The sequence below is a fragment of the Desulfarculaceae bacterium genome (genome assembly GCA_020444545.1).
GTDB lineage: Bacteria > Desulfobacterota > Desulfarculia > Desulfarculales > Desulfarculaceae > Desulfoferula.
The window spans coordinates 405,371-419,010 of the sequence record JAHLKT010000003.1 but is presented as its reverse complement, the minus strand read 5'-3'; the positions used below and the strand labels follow the sequence as shown (position 1 = coordinate 419,010).

14 protein-coding genes are annotated in these 13,640 nt (G+C 66.6%); all 14 read left to right on the top strand.

Annotated elements, in window-relative coordinates:
• Positions 1–20 precede the first annotated feature (20 nt).
• The 14 genes from KQH53_10405 (at position 21) to KQH53_10340 (ending at position 13,637) form a co-directional block, all read left to right on the top strand.
• Positions 21–1,592 carry a sugar ABC transporter ATP-binding protein gene (locus KQH53_10405; GenBank protein ID MCB2227077.1) on the top strand — a complete coding sequence of 524 codons (1,572 nt, stop codon included), beginning with the start codon at positions 21–23 and terminating at the stop codon, positions 1,590–1,592.
• Between the two features lie 3 nt (positions 1,593–1,595).
• Complete coding sequence (locus tag KQH53_10400) at positions 1,596–2,555, top strand: ABC transporter permease (protein ID MCB2227076.1); 960 nt, start codon at positions 1,596–1,598, stop codon at positions 2,553–2,555.
• A 27-nt stretch (positions 2,556–2,582) separates the two neighbouring features.
• Positions 2,583–3,335: a LamB/YcsF family protein gene (locus tag KQH53_10395; GenBank protein ID MCB2227075.1), complete on the top strand. Its 753-nt coding sequence runs from the start codon at positions 2,583–2,585 to the stop codon at positions 3,333–3,335.
• 16 nt (positions 3,336–3,351) lie between these two features.
• Positions 3,352–4,665 carry a 4-aminobutyrate--2-oxoglutarate transaminase gene (gene gabT / locus KQH53_10390; protein MCB2227074.1) on the top strand — a complete coding sequence of 438 codons (1,314 nt, stop codon included), beginning with the start codon at positions 3,352–3,354 and terminating at the stop codon, positions 4,663–4,665.
• A gap of 33 nt (positions 4,666–4,698) precedes the next feature.
• Complete coding sequence (locus tag KQH53_10385) at positions 4,699–5,685, top strand: carboxyltransferase domain-containing protein (protein MCB2227073.1); 987 nt, start codon at positions 4,699–4,701, stop codon at positions 5,683–5,685.
• Positions 5,686–5,699: 14 nt separating this feature from the next.
• Positions 5,700–6,683: a biotin-dependent carboxyltransferase family protein gene (locus KQH53_10380; protein ID MCB2227072.1), complete on the top strand. Its 984-nt coding sequence runs from the start codon at positions 5,700–5,702 to the stop codon at positions 6,681–6,683.
• Between the two features lie 25 nt (positions 6,684–6,708).
• A complete protein-coding gene (locus KQH53_10375) occupies positions 6,709–6,933 on the top strand; it encodes a hypothetical protein (GenBank protein ID MCB2227071.1) in 225 nt (74 codons plus the stop codon).
• 7 nt (positions 6,934–6,940) lie between these two features.
• The gene (locus KQH53_10370; protein MCB2227070.1) at positions 6,941–8,281 is read left to right on the top strand and encodes an ATP-grasp domain-containing protein; all 1,341 of its coding nucleotides are present in this window, start codon (positions 6,941–6,943) and stop codon (positions 8,279–8,281) included.
• A gap of 2 nt (positions 8,282–8,283) precedes the next feature.
• Positions 8,284–9,372 (top strand): NADH:flavin oxidoreductase, encoded by a 1,089-nt coding sequence (locus KQH53_10365; GenBank protein ID MCB2227069.1) that lies wholly within the window; start codon positions 8,284–8,286, stop codon positions 9,370–9,372.
• A 407-nt stretch (positions 9,373–9,779) separates the two neighbouring features.
• Positions 9,780–10,682, top strand: coding sequence for a universal stress protein (locus KQH53_10360; protein ID MCB2227068.1), 903 nt, complete (start codon positions 9,780–9,782; stop codon positions 10,680–10,682).
• A 19-nt stretch (positions 10,683–10,701) separates the two neighbouring features.
• Complete coding sequence (locus tag KQH53_10355) at positions 10,702–11,163, top strand: hypothetical protein (protein MCB2227067.1); 462 nt, start codon at positions 10,702–10,704, stop codon at positions 11,161–11,163.
• A gap of 23 nt (positions 11,164–11,186) precedes the next feature.
• Positions 11,187–11,888 carry a CBS and ACT domain-containing protein gene (locus KQH53_10350; protein ID MCB2227066.1) on the top strand — a complete coding sequence of 234 codons (702 nt, stop codon included), beginning with the start codon at positions 11,187–11,189 and terminating at the stop codon, positions 11,886–11,888.
• A gap of 383 nt (positions 11,889–12,271) precedes the next feature.
• The gene (locus KQH53_10345; protein MCB2227065.1) at positions 12,272–12,568 is read left to right on the top strand and encodes a hypothetical protein; all 297 of its coding nucleotides are present in this window, start codon (positions 12,272–12,274) and stop codon (positions 12,566–12,568) included.
• 28 nt (positions 12,569–12,596) lie between these two features.
• On the top strand, positions 12,597–13,637 hold the full coding sequence (locus KQH53_10340) for a sulfite exporter TauE/SafE family protein (GenBank protein MCB2227064.1): 1,041 nt from the start codon (positions 12,597–12,599) through the stop codon (positions 13,635–13,637).
• Positions 13,638–13,640 lie beyond the last annotated feature (3 nt).

Sequence of the window (13,640 nt, the reverse complement as noted above, 5' to 3'; positions counted from 1 at the left end):
ATGGTTGGAAAAGAGCACCCATGTCCGACACACTGCTCGCGGCCACCGGCGTCACCATGACCTTCCCCGGGGTCAAGGCCCTGGACGAGGTGTCCTTCGACCTCAGAGCCGGAGAGGTGCACGTGCTGTTCGGCGAGAACGGCGCGGGCAAGTCCACCCTCACCAAGATCCTGGCCGGCTCCTACATCCCGGATCAGGGCGAGATATTCCTGCGCGGCAAAAAGGTGGACCTGAAAACCCCCACCGACGCCCGCCGTCTGGGCGTTTCGGCGGTGTATCAGGAGTTCTCCCTGGTGCCCCAGCTCACGGTGCTGGAGAATCTCTTCTTGGGCCGCGAGATGACCAAGCGCGGCATGTTGGACAATGCGGGCATGTTGGCCAAGGCCCGCGAGTCCCTGGAGGACCTGGGCTTCGACCTGGACCCCCTGGCCAACGTGGGCCAGCTCACCCGGGCCGAGCGCCAGATGGTGGAGATCACCAAGGCCTTCCAGGAAAAGATGTCGGTGCTCATTCTGGACGAGCCCACCGCCTCGCTCAGCGACAAGGAGGTGGCTCGCCTTTTTGAGATCATCAGACGCCTCACCGGCGAGGGGGTGGGGGTGATCTACATCTCCCACCGCATCGATGAACTGAAGAAGGTGGGCGACCGCATCAGCGTTCTCCGCGACGGCATGAACGTGGCCACCCTGGACATGGCCGAGGCCGACGAGCAGAAGCTCATCTCCCTGATGACCGGGCGCGACTTCGAAGAAATCTTCCCGGTCATCGAGCATGAGCTGGGCCCGGTGGTCTTGGAGGTGGACGGCCTGACCACCTCCAGCGGCCTGCACGACATCAGCTTTTCGGTGCGCGCCGGTGAGATTCTGGGCATCGCGGGTCTGGTGGGCGCGGGCAAGAGCCGGGTGGGCCGGGCCCTCTACGGCCTGGAGCAGATCACCGGCGGCCGCATCATCCTGGAAGGCTACGCCGTGGAGGAGCCCACCCCGCGCAAGAGCCTCAAGCAGGGGGTGCTCTACTTCCCGGCCGACCGCCACAAGGAGGGCCTGGTGCTCTGCCGCAACGTGCGCGAGAACCAGACCCTGGCCGCGGTGCCCATGCTAGAGAAAAGGGGCTTCATCGACCTGAAGCGCGAAGAAGGCTTGGTGCGGGCCCTGGTGGAAAAAATGAACGTGCGCCCGGCCCGCATCCACCAATCCATCGTCAATTTGAGCGGCGGCAACCAGCAGAAGGTGATGCTCTCCCGGGGCCTGACCCGCGAGATCAAGGTCTTCATCTTCGACGAGGCCTCCTGCGGCATCGACGTGGGGGCCAAGCGCGAGGTCTACCTGTTCCTCAAGGAGCAGGCGGAAAAGGGCGCGGCGGTGATCTTCATCTCCTCTGAGCTGCCCGAGGTACTGCATCTGAGCCACAACATCCTGGTAATGCACGCCGGGGGGGTGGCCAAGCAGGTGCCCGGCCACCAGGCCACCGAAGAGGACGTGCTCAGCGCCTGCTTCGGCTACGACTTCACCAACCTGTGCAACGGCGATTCGAGGCGGTCCGCGCCCCCCAGCGGGGCGGCCCCGGTCGGCGCACCCACAATCGAGGGATAAACCTTGAACTGGCTAAAGCGACTATTCATCAAAGTCGGGGTCCTGCCATTCCTCTTGGTGGCCCTGGTCATCCTGTTCGGCCTGGCCGAGCACCGCTTTTTGTCTCTGTCCAACCTGCTCAACGTGGGGCGGCAGACGACCTACCTGGCCATCGTGACCGCGGCCCAGATGCTCACCATCCTCTGCGCGGGCTTCGACCTCTCGGTGGGCTCCTCGGTGGCCCTGACCTCCATCGTGTCCTCCATGGTCATGGTCTCCATCGTCGACCCCACCACGGCCATCATCGTGGGCATCCTGGTGGGCATCGGGGTGGCCACCCTGGTGGGCCTGGCCAACGGCATCACCATCGCGGTGTTTAGGGTCTCGCCCTTCGTGGTCACCTTGGGCATGCTCTCGGTGGCCCACGGCCTGGCCCTGTTGGTTAGTAGCGGCGTGCCCATCTTCAATCTGCCCGAGCAGCTCAATGAAACTCTGGGTCACGGGACCATCTGGGGCTTCCCGGTGCCGGTGGTGGTGGCGGTGATAATCATCGCCATGATCTGGCTTTTGCTTTCGCGCACCCGGGTGGGCCGGTATTTTTATGCCCTGGGCGGCAACCGCGAGGCGGCCCGCCTGTCGGGCATCGCGGTGCGCAAATACACCGCCCTGGCCTACGTGCTCTGCGGGGTGCTCACCGGCATCGCGGGCATCATGCTCACCGCGCGGGTGGCCTCGGGCGAGCCCAACCTGGGGGCCAACCTGCCCCTGGAATCCATAGCCGCGGCGGTCATCGGAGGGGTGAGCCTGCGCGGCGGGGAGGGCAGCCTCATCGGGGCCATCTTTGGAGCCATACTCATCGTGCTCATCCGCAACGGCATGGACCTGATGAACATCAGCTCCTACTTGCAGATGGTGGTGATGGGCTGCCTGCTCATCTTCGCGGTGGTCATGGACCAGTTCCGGCTCTCCATGAAGGGCCGTTAAACGGATAGAGGGAGTAGGAGAGTAGTTATGAACATCGACCTCAATGCCGACATGGGTGAATCCTTCGGCATGTACAAGCTCGGCGACGACGCCGCGTTCATGCAGTACATAACCAGCGCCAACGTGGCCTGCGGCTTCCACGCCGGCGATCCCTCGGTGATGCGCCAGACCGTGGCCCTGGCCGCGGAGCGCGGCGTGGCGGTGGGGGCCCATCCAGGCCTGCCGGACCTGCAAGGCTTCGGCCGGCGCGAGATGAAGCTGACCCCGGACGAGATCTACGACAACACCATGTACCAGGCCGGCGCGCTCAAGGCCTTCTGCGAGGCCGCCGGCACCCGCCTGCACCATGTGAAACCCCACGGCAGCCTCTACGGCATGGCCCACAAGGACCCCGAGGTGGCCCGGGCCATCTGCTCGGCGGCCAAGGACCTGGACCCGGAGTTGTACCTTTACATAATGAAGGTGGGGGTCTTCGCCGAGGCGGCCCAAGAGATGGGCTTGCGCACGGTGTACGAGCTCTACTCCGACCTGAGCTACGACGCCCAGGGCAACCTGGTGATCACCCGCTCCCACGACGCGGTGGACCCGGAGCAGGGCGCGGCCCGCGTGGTGCGCATGGTAACCGAGGGCAAGGTCATCGCCACCGACGGCAGCGAGATCTCCATTACCGGCAGCTCGGTGTGCGTGCACGGCGACACCGAGGGGGCCGACGTGATCATCACCACCCTGCGCCGGGCCCTGGAAGGGGCGGGCTGCACCCTGGTCGCGCCCCAGCTCTAGAGGCGGGAGGATTCTCGTGAGCAATATTCAGCAAAACGCCGCCCTGGGCGAGCTACGGTGCCGGGAAGTGCCCCAAGGGCCCTTCAACGCCACGCCGTTTTTCACCGGCAAGGCCAAGGGCGCCGAGGTGTGGGACGTCGAGGGCAAGCGCTACGTGGACTTCGTGGGCGGCATCGGCGTGGTCAACGTGGGCCACTGCAACGACAAGGTGGTGGCCGCGGTGCAACAGCAGGCGGCCAACTACATGCACACCTGCTTCCACATCGTGATGTACGAGCCCTACGTGGAGCTGGCCCGCCGCCTGAACCGCCTGACCCCGGGCGATTTCGCCAAGAAGACGGTGCTGGTCAACAGCGGGGCCGAGGCGGTGGAGAACGCGGTAAAGGCGGCGCGCTACTACACCAAGCGTCCGGCCATCATCGTGGCCGAGGGCGCCTTCCACGGCCGGACCCTGCTGACCATGACCATGACCAGCAAGGTCAAGCCCTACAAGTTCGGCTACGGGCCCTACGCGCCCGAGGTCTACCGCATGCCCTATGCCTACTGCTACCGCTGCCCCTACAACCTGACCTATCCGGGTTGCGGGGTGGCCTGCGCCCATGCCCTGGAGGACTTCTTCATCGAGCACGTGGCCGCCGAGCAGACCGCGGCGGTGGTGCTGGAGCCGGTCTTGGGCGAGGGCGGCTTCGTGGCGCCCCCGCCGGAGTACTTCAAGATCATCGCCGACATCTGCGCCAACAACGGCATACTCTTCGTGGCCGACGAGGTGCAGACCGGGATGTGCCGCACGGGCACCACCTTCGCCATGGAGCAGTACGGGGTGGAGCCGGACATCACCACCGTGGCCAAGTCCCTCGCCGCCGGGCTGCCCCTGGCGGGCGCGGTGGGCCGGGCCGAGATCATGGAGGCCTCCCACGTGGGCGGCCTGGGCGGCACCTACGGGGGCAACCCCGTGGCCTGCGCCGCGGCCCTGGCGGTCTTGGACTTCATCGAGGAGGTGGACCTGGCGGCCAAGGCCCGGGCCATCGGCGAGAGGGTGCGCCAGCGTTTCACCGAAATGGCCGAGCGCTACCCCATCATCGGCGACGTGCGCGGCCTGGGGGCCATGATGGCCATGGAGCTGGTGAGCGACCGCCAGAGCAAGGCCCCGGCCACCGAGCAGACCAAGAAGCTGACCGCCTGGTGCCAGGAGCACGGGCTGATCCTCCTGGCCTGCGGCAAGTACGGCAACGTAATCAGGACCCTCATGCCCCTGGTCATCAGCGAGGAGCAGCTGGAAGAGGGTCTGGACATAATGGACAAGGGATTGGCCGCCATCAGCGCGGGCTGAGCGGCAACAAGCAACCCGAAAGGGGGCGAATCTATGAGCCAAGGCAAATTCAACGTCATCCTGGACACCATGGCGGAAACGCCGTCGCGCCTGGAGGTGCTCTTCCGCCAGGCGGGGGACGGCTTCCTGCAGGTGGAGTACGGCCGCGAGCAGCGGGCCCTGTTGCAGGACTCCTTCCGCATGTTGGCGGTGAACGACATCATCATGGGCAAGGAGGTCAAGGGCCTCATCGAGACGGTGCCCGGCATCCGCACCAACCTGCTGCACTTCGACCCCGAGCAGATCGGGGTGGAGGCGCTCATCGACGTGGTCAAGGAGGCCGAGGACTCCCTGCCCAGCATCGACGAGGTGGTGCTGCCTTCCCGCCTGATCCACCTGCCCATCGCCTTTGAGGACTCCGAGACCAAAAAGTCGGTGGCCCGGTACCTGAAGGAGGTGCGCCCCGACGCGCCCAACTGCGCCGACGGCTACAACCTGGAATACATGGCCATGTGCAACGGGCTCACGGTTGACGAGTGCAAGCAGGCGGTGCTCAAGACCGACTGGTTCGATAGCGGCGGCGGCTTCTGGCCGGGCGGCGCCTTCCTGTGGCCCATGGACCCGCGCTACGCCATCGTGGTGCCCAAGTACAACCCCCCGCGCACCTGGACCCCCGAGGGCGCGGTGGGCATCGGCGGCCCCTGCGTGTTCACCTACACCACCCCCACCGGCGGCGGCTACCAGCTCTTCGGCCGCACCATCCCGGTGTTCCAGTTCTCTTGCAAGCACCCCATGTTCGCCGACGGCCCCTTCCTGTACCGCAACGCCGACCGGGTGCGCTTCCACGAGGTGAGCGAGAAGGAGGTGGTGGAGATCTACGGCCACGTGCACGACAAGACCGACTACACCTACGAGATCGACGAAGGTGAGATCAAGGCCAAGGAGTACCTGGAGTGGTTCAACTCCGAGGAGGTGCAAAAGGGCGCGGCCGAGCTGAAGGCCAAGCAGGCCGAAGGCACCAAGAAGGCCCCCAGGCTGTAGAAGGAGCAAGGCTAATGCTGAAAATAATCAACGGCGGCATCGAGACTCTGGTGGAGGACTGGCCGGGACGCCTGGGCTATCTGGGCAAGGGCATGAGCGCCTCCGGGGCCTTTGACAACGTTTCCCTGGGCCTGGCCAACGTGCTGGTGGGCAACCCCTCCGGCGAGGCGGGCCTGGAGATCACCGGCGGCTTCTTCGAGGCCGAGTTCACTGACGACCACGTCATCGCCATCACCGGCACGGACATGCAGCCCACCATCAACGGGCAGGCCGTGCCCATGTACGAGTCGATCAAGGTGGGCGCGGGCGACAAGTTCAAGGTGTTGCACATCGGGCCGGTGGGCTTCCGCTGCTATGTGGCGGTGGCCGGCGGCGTGGACGTGCCCGCCTATCTGGGCAGCAAGTCCACCTGCATCTTCGGGGCCTACGGCGGCTTCGACGGCCGCCCCCTCACTCCGGGCGACGAGGTGGTCTTCGGCGCGCCTTCGGCCGACCTGAACGCCCTGGCCGGGCGCAAGCTGGCCGAGGGCGTGGTGCCCGAGCTGACCAACCAATGGGTGCTCCGGGCCATTCCCGGGCCCAACACCAGCCCGGACTACGCCACCGAACAGGGCATGGAGCTGCTGTTCAGCCGGGTCTCCAAGATCCAGCACACCTCCAACCGCTCGGCCTACCGCCTGGAGGAGCTGCCCGCCGAGTTCTTCGCGCGGACCGACGGCGGCGTGGGCGGCAGCCACCCCAGCAACATCATCGACCACGCCTACGCCATTCGCGGGGCGCTGAACATCTGCGGCAACACCCCCATCCTGCTGGTGGCCGACGGCCCCACCCTGGGCGGCTACATGTGCGCCCTCAACGTGATCAACGCCGACCTGTGGAAGGTGGGCCAGGGCGCGCCGGGCCGGGACTACATCCAGTTCCAACTTTCCAGCCAGGACGAGGCCATAGCCGAGCGGGCCGCCCAGAAGAAACTCCTTAGCGAAGCTTCCCTCGCCTAGAGCGAGACAGAGAGAGGATACGAACATGGAAAAAAGCGTCAACGCCATCATGCCCGGCCTGTGCGCCCGGGTGGTCGTCAACGTGGGCGACGAGGTAGCCGAGGGCCAGGAAGTGGCCGTGATCAACTGCATGAAGACCGAGATCTCGGTGAAAAGCGAGTTCGCGGGCAAGGTGAGCCAGGTCATCTCCAAGGAATGGGACGAGATGCAGGTGGGCGATCCCATGGTCATGCTGGAGGTGCCGGAGTAGGCGCCTCATGATCAAAAAACTACTCATAGCCAACCGGGGCGAGATCGTGCCCCGCATTATCCGCACGGCCAAGGAGATGGGCATCGCCACCGTGGCGGTGCACTCCGAGGCCGACACGGGCGCGCCCTTCACTCAGGCCGCCGACGAGGCGGTGCTCATCGGACCGGCCAACCCGGCCCAGAGCTATCTGAACATCGAGGCGGTGATCGAGGCGGCCAAGAAGAGCGGGGCCGACTCGGTGCATCCGGGCTACGGCTTCCTCTCCGAGCGCGGGGCCTTTGCCCAGGCGGTGGTCGACGCCGGGCTCACCTGGGTGGGCCCCCCCCCCGAGGTGCTCAAGGCCATCAGCTCCAAGTGCTACACCCGCCAGCTGGCGGTGGAGGTGGGCGCCGCGGTCACCCCCGGCACCCTGGAGCCGGTGCAAGGGCCCGAGGAGGTGGTGGCCTTTGGCGAGGAACACGGCTACCCCCTGTTCCTCAAGCTGGACAAGGGCGGCGGCGGCAAGGGCATCGAGATGGTCTCCGAGCCCGGCCAGGCGGCCGAGGTGTTCAAGCGGGCCTGCTCCATCGGGGCCATGGCCTTCGGCTCCCCGGACTGCTACATCGAGACGGTGGTGGCCCAACCGAGGCACATCGAGGTGCAGTTCATCGCCGACCAGGCGGGCCGGGTGGTGTGCCTGGGCGAGCGCGAGTGCTCCATCCAGCGCCGCCACCAGAAGATCATCGAGGAGGCGCTTTCCCCGGTGATCACGCCAACGGACCGCGAAAAGATGTTCGCCAGCGCGGTGGCCATCGTCAAGAAGATGGGTTACGTGGGCGCGGGCACCCTGGAGGGCCTGCGGGCGGCGGGCGGCGAATACTACTTCATGGAAGTGAACGCGCGGCTCCAGGTGGAGCATCCGGTGAGCGAGTACCTCACCGGGGTGGACATCGTGCGTTGCCAGCTGGAGATCGCCTCGGGCGAGGCCCTGGGCCTGAGCCAGGAGGACATCTCCTTCAAGGGTCACGCCATCGAGGCGCGGGTGTATGCCGAGGACCCGGACACCTTCTTCCCCAGCCCGGGCACCATCGAGAAGGTGGTCTTGCCCGAGCTGAGCGAGAACCTCCGGGTGGACCACGCCCTGGCCGACGGCTGCGTGGTGCCGCCTTACTACGACCCCATGCTGGCCAAGGTGGTGGCCTGGGACCAGAACCGCCCGGCGGCCATCCGCCGTTTGATACAGGCGCTCAAGGACTTCCAGATCCAGGGCGTGAAAACCAGCATCCCGGCCAACTTGCGCATCCTGGAGCATCCCGCTTTCCAGGAAGGCGACATGGACACCGGGTTCATTGAAAAGCACTGGAGCTGAGCATGAATGCGACCGCCGACCCCGGCCCTCTGGGGCAACCCCTAGCTCTGGGCGGCCCGGTCGCTCCCAACCGGCTGCTGCGCTCGGCCACCATGGAAAACATGGCCTCCCCCGACGGTATGGCGGGGGAGGCCCTCGCCTTGCTCTACGCCGAATTGGCGCGGGGAGGGGTGGGCACCATCATCACCGGGGCCACGGCGGTTAGCCGGGCGGGCCGGGCCTGGGCCGGCCAGATGGGGGCCTGGGACGACGCCCAGATCCCCGGCCTGGCATCGGTGGCCGAGGCCATCCACGCCCAGGGCACCGGCGCCCTTTGCGCGGTGCAGCTGCACCATGCGGGCTCGGCCGCGGCGGGCTATTCCTACGGCAGCCTGGAGCATGGCTTCGATTTGAACCGCATCGCCGAGGACGAGATCCGAGAGCTGGCCCGCGAGTTCGGACGCGCCGCCGCCCGGGTGCGCGCGGCCGGTTTCGACGCCGCGGCGGTGCACGGGGCCCACGGCTATCTGGTGAGCCAGTTCTTCACCCCGGCCATCAATAAGCGCACCGACGCCTGGGGCGGCAGCCGCGAGAACCGGGGCCGCTTCCCCTTGCTGGTGCTGGCGGAGATACGCCGCGCGGCCGGGGAGGACTTTCCGGTGTTCTGGAAGATGAACTGCGACGATTTCCTGCCCGAGGGCGCGGGGCAGGAGGACTACGCCTGGTTGGCGGGCGAGTTGGCCCAAGGCGGGGCCGGGCTCATCGAGATAAGCGGCGGCATAAAGGACCAGATCAAGCTGCGGGCGCGCTTGAAGCGCCAGGTGGGCGAGGCGGAGGCTTACTTCCTGCCCGCCCTGGCCGCCTTCCGCGCGGCGGTGGGCGGGGTGCCTTTGGCCATCACCGGGGGACTGCGCACCCGCGCGGCCATGGAGGGCGTGCTGGCCTCGGGCTCGGACCTGGCCGGCCTGTGCCGCCCCCTGGTCAGCGAGCCGGACCTGCCTCAAAGGCTGTTGGGCGACGCGGGGGATGCGGCCGCCCGCTGCATTGACTGCAACCAGTGCCTCCTGGCCATCGCCGAGAAGCCCCTGGCCTGCTTCAACTTCGCGGACTGACCGCCCCTTCCCCAAAAACCTCGCGCCAGCCTGACCCTCATGCTCAGGTTCGGCGGCTTCATGGCCCACCAGGGCCACCACGGCGACAGCCCCGTGACCGGCAACGGCATGGGCAACGAGGGGCTGCGGGGCGTGCAGTTCCGCTTTGTCTTCTAAGGCGATCCTGAACCCTTAGCCAAATCACCCCATCGGGGTCCGGTGCGAGCCGGGCCCCGCTTTTTTTGGCGCTCCGCCCCTCCAGAGTGTTTGCAGGCCCGGCCAATCCCCTAACTGCTTTGGGTCAAGCACCCCCCCTCGTTTGAGGCCTTGCCCTCATTTATTTCCTTGCCGGGTTTTCCTATGGTGGCAATCAGGAACCAAGGCGCGGCGGCCGGTTCCCGGCGAGAGCCCGAACAGGGGGTGACAAGATGTCGCAAGCGATTCCCAAGGTCCTGGTGGCGGTGGACGGCTCCAAGCGGGCCCTGGCCACGGCGCGATACGCGGCCCGCACCCTGCGGCCCGGCGCGGTTCGCCTGGTGGCATTCAGCGTGCTGGACGTGATGCCCCGGTCCTATTGGGACCTGCACAACGATCCGGCCTATGCCTTCCGGCTCAAGGGCGTGAAGGCCTGGGCCCTGGAGCGCGAGGTGGAGCTGAACGCCTCCATGGACAAGGTGCTCGCCGCCTTCCGCAAGGAGGGACACGCCGCCGACATGATCTCGGCCAAGGTGCAGCCGCGCAAGAGCGGGGTGGCCGGCGACGTGATGGCCGAAGCGGCCGGCGGCTACCATACCGTGATCATCGGCCGCCGGGGAGTGGGCGCGGTGCGGGGCATCCTCCTGGGCAGTGTGGCCCTCAAGCTGGCCGGCAACCTGGTGGGCGCTCCCCTGTGGGTGGTGGGCAAGGACGCCAAGCCGCCCCGGGTGCTGGTGGCCCTGGACGGCTCGTCCAACTCGCTCCGGGCGGTGGACTATCTCTCGTCCCTGTGCGGCGGGCAGCCCTTGCAGATCACCCTCATGCACATCCTGCGCGAGCAGCACCTGGTTTTCCCCAAGCAAGGGAGCAGCCGGGAGGCGGCCCAGCGCGTGCTCTCCAAGGGCCTGCGCCTGCTCACCGCGGCGGGCTTCAACTCCCGCGAGGTGCACCAGGAGATTATCGAGGGCGCCCCCAGCCGGGCGGCGGCCATCGTGGAGGCCGCCCGCCGGGGCGGCTTCAAGACCATCGTCATGGGCCGCAAGGGCCTGAGCGACAACAGCCAGTTCAGCCTGGGGCGGGTGACCGCCAAGGTGCTGGGCGCCTCGCGCGGCTTGGCGGTGTGGATCATTCCCTAAGGGGAAGGGGGAAGGGAAGATGGAAGTTTCCATGGGCCTGAAAAGCCAAGTGCGCTCTCTGCTGCCCCTGGCCGCCACGCCGCGCCAAACGGCGGCCCGCCGCCCCCGCGGCCGCCATACCTTGGAAGTGGCCAAAGGCGGAGGCCGCCTCAGGCTGGTGGTGGCCGGGCAGGTGGAGGCCATGGACCTGGTGGAGCAGCTCACCCGCGAGGTGAGCCGATGCTCTCGCACCAGCTGCTTGGAGCTGGATTTCGGACGGGCCGCGGCCTTTGACAACCTGGCCCTTAGCGCGGTGCTGGTGGTGCTGCGTAACCAGGCGGCCAGTCTCAGCGCGGTCAGCCTGCGCGGTCTGGCCCCCTGGGCCCAGCGCCGCGTACGCCAAACCGGGGCCGAAAACCTGATGGGCCGCGAATGGACCCTGCGCCAGGACGAGGGGCGCCTGGAGCTTTTGCTAAGCGAACCCGAGGCCGGCGGCAACTAGCCGGCTACTCAAGGAGAAAACCCATGTTGGTCGCCAACTGGATGAGCACCCGCCTGGTGAGCGTGGACCCCTCCGAGTCCCTGCCCCAGGCCAACAAACTGATGATGCAACACGGCATCCGCCGCTTGCCGGTGATCGACAAGAAGGGACGCCTGGTGGGCATCCTCACCGACCGCGACATCAAGCAGGCCTGGGCCTCGGACGCCACCACCTTGGAGGTGCACGAGCTGGCCTATCTGCTCAGCCGCATTTCGGTAAAGGATGTGATGACTCCCGACCCGGTGACCGTGACCCCCGAGGACACCATCGAGGAGGCGTCCACCATCATGCTGGAGAAGAAGATCTCGGGCCTGCCGGTGATGGAAGGCGGCAAGGTGCTGGCCATGCTCACCCAGTCCGACATCTTTAGGGCCCTGGTGCTCCTCACCGGCGTGACCAAGGGCGGCATCCTCTTCGCCTTCAACCTGCCCGACGAAGCCGGCTCCATCAAGCGGGTGGGCGACGTCATTCGCTCCTACGGCGGCCGCATGGTGAGCATCCTCTCCACCAGCGACCGCGTGGCCGAGGGACTTCGCCAGGTCTACATCCGTATGAGCTCGGTGGACCGGGGCCGCCTGGAGGCCCTGCGCAAGGAGCTGTCCACCGGCGGCGAGCTGCTCTACATCCTGGACAGCCGCGACGGCCGCAAGGAACTCATAATGGGCGCGCCCTCCCAGGCCGCCTAAGGGCCGGGACCGGCCCGGATAAGGCCGGCCCGGACCAAGACCCGCTCGGGCGGCCGGAGGCCCCCCTCCGGCCGCCCCGCCAAAAGCCCCTTGCCGCCTGGGCAACGGGCCCCCAGACCCACCGCGACGCGGGCGCCGCCCGCCCAGCGCGGTCCAGTCTTTTGCGTCTTGCACTTTCATATCAGCCTCATGAATGCTTGGGTAAATCGCCCTAATGCGATTTAGGCCCGATCCCCATTGCCTTTGAGGAGACCCCCTTATTTATTTATTTGCCGCTTCGGTTTTAACTGATAACCGACGGAGCAAACTCCCCGCCGGGGGAGAGGGAAACGAGGGAACTCTCAAGCAACCGGAAGCGATAGGTCAAATCAGGGAGAAGGGATATGAAAAGGACATTCACGGCGGGCGGCCTGATCGCGGCTCTGGTGGGGCTCACCCCCGCCTGGGCCTGGGCCGCCGGAGGCAAGGCCACCGACCTGGTGGTGGTGGCCGACACCCGCGCCTTGGACGGCTTCAACTGGTACCTGGCCACCCTCTACAACCAGGACATGTGGCTCTTCGCCACTTGGGCCGTGGTGCTCACCTCGGTCTTGGGCGTGGGGTTGGGGCTGATTATGGACGTGATCATGAGCCGCATCGGGTTGGACCTGGGCAAGAGCGCCGGGCACGTCGAGCACTAGGCCGGGGAGCCTCCAAGGAGAAACAGACATGGATTGGCTATACATGCACATGCCCATCGCCGGAGTGGACATCTTCTGGCCCGGGCTGTTGTTGATCGGCTACGCGGTGGGGGTGATCGGTGGCTTCTTCGGCATGGGCGGAGCCTGGATGGTTACCCCGGGGCTCAACATCCTGGGTTTCCCCATGGCCTTCGCCATCGGCACCGACATCGCCCACATCGCGGGCAAGTCGATGATCTCGACCATGCGGCATTCCAAGTTCGGCAATGTCGACTACAAACTGGGATTCATCATGCTCATCGGCACCATGGCCGGCATCGAGCTGGGCGCCCAGATCGTCATGGTCCTGGAGCGCGTGGGCAAGATCGGGCCCGTGGTGCGCTGGGTGTACGTGGTGTTCCTGGCGCTCATCGCCCTGATGGTCTTCTACGACTACTTCAAGGCGGTGAGCAGCAAGACCAAGAGCGACGACCCCAGCCACACCGGCGCCACCGGCGGGGTGAACTGGGCCCCGGCCCTGCACAAGATCCACATCCCGCCCATGATGCACTTCAAGGTGGCGGGCATCCACTGCTCCATGTGGCTGCCGGTGCTGGTGAGCTTCATCACCGGCGTGCTGGCCGGCTTCCTGGGCATCGGCGGCGGACTGCTGCGTATGCCCGCCCTGGTCTACTTCATCGGCGCGCCCACCCACGTGGCGGTGGGCACCGACCTGTTCGAGGTGATGATCAGCGGCCTGTACGGAGCCTTCACCTACAGCCTCAAGGGGCGCATCGAGCTGGTGGCGGTGTTCGTCATGCTCTGCGGCGCGGCGGTGGGGGCCCAGATCGGCACCGTGGCCACCAAGTACGCCAACGGCTACGGCATCCGCCTGATGTTCGGCTGCGCGGTGCTGGCCTGCATGGTCTCCATCATCCTCAAGCAGTTCAACATCGTCGCTCCGGCCACGGTCATCATCCTGGGCGCCATCAGCATCATCTGCGTCTACATCATGACCATCATGTTCCGGGGCGCGGCCAATGAGCTGCGTCAAAAGCGCATGAACGGCTCAGCCGGTTCGGCGGCCTAGCAA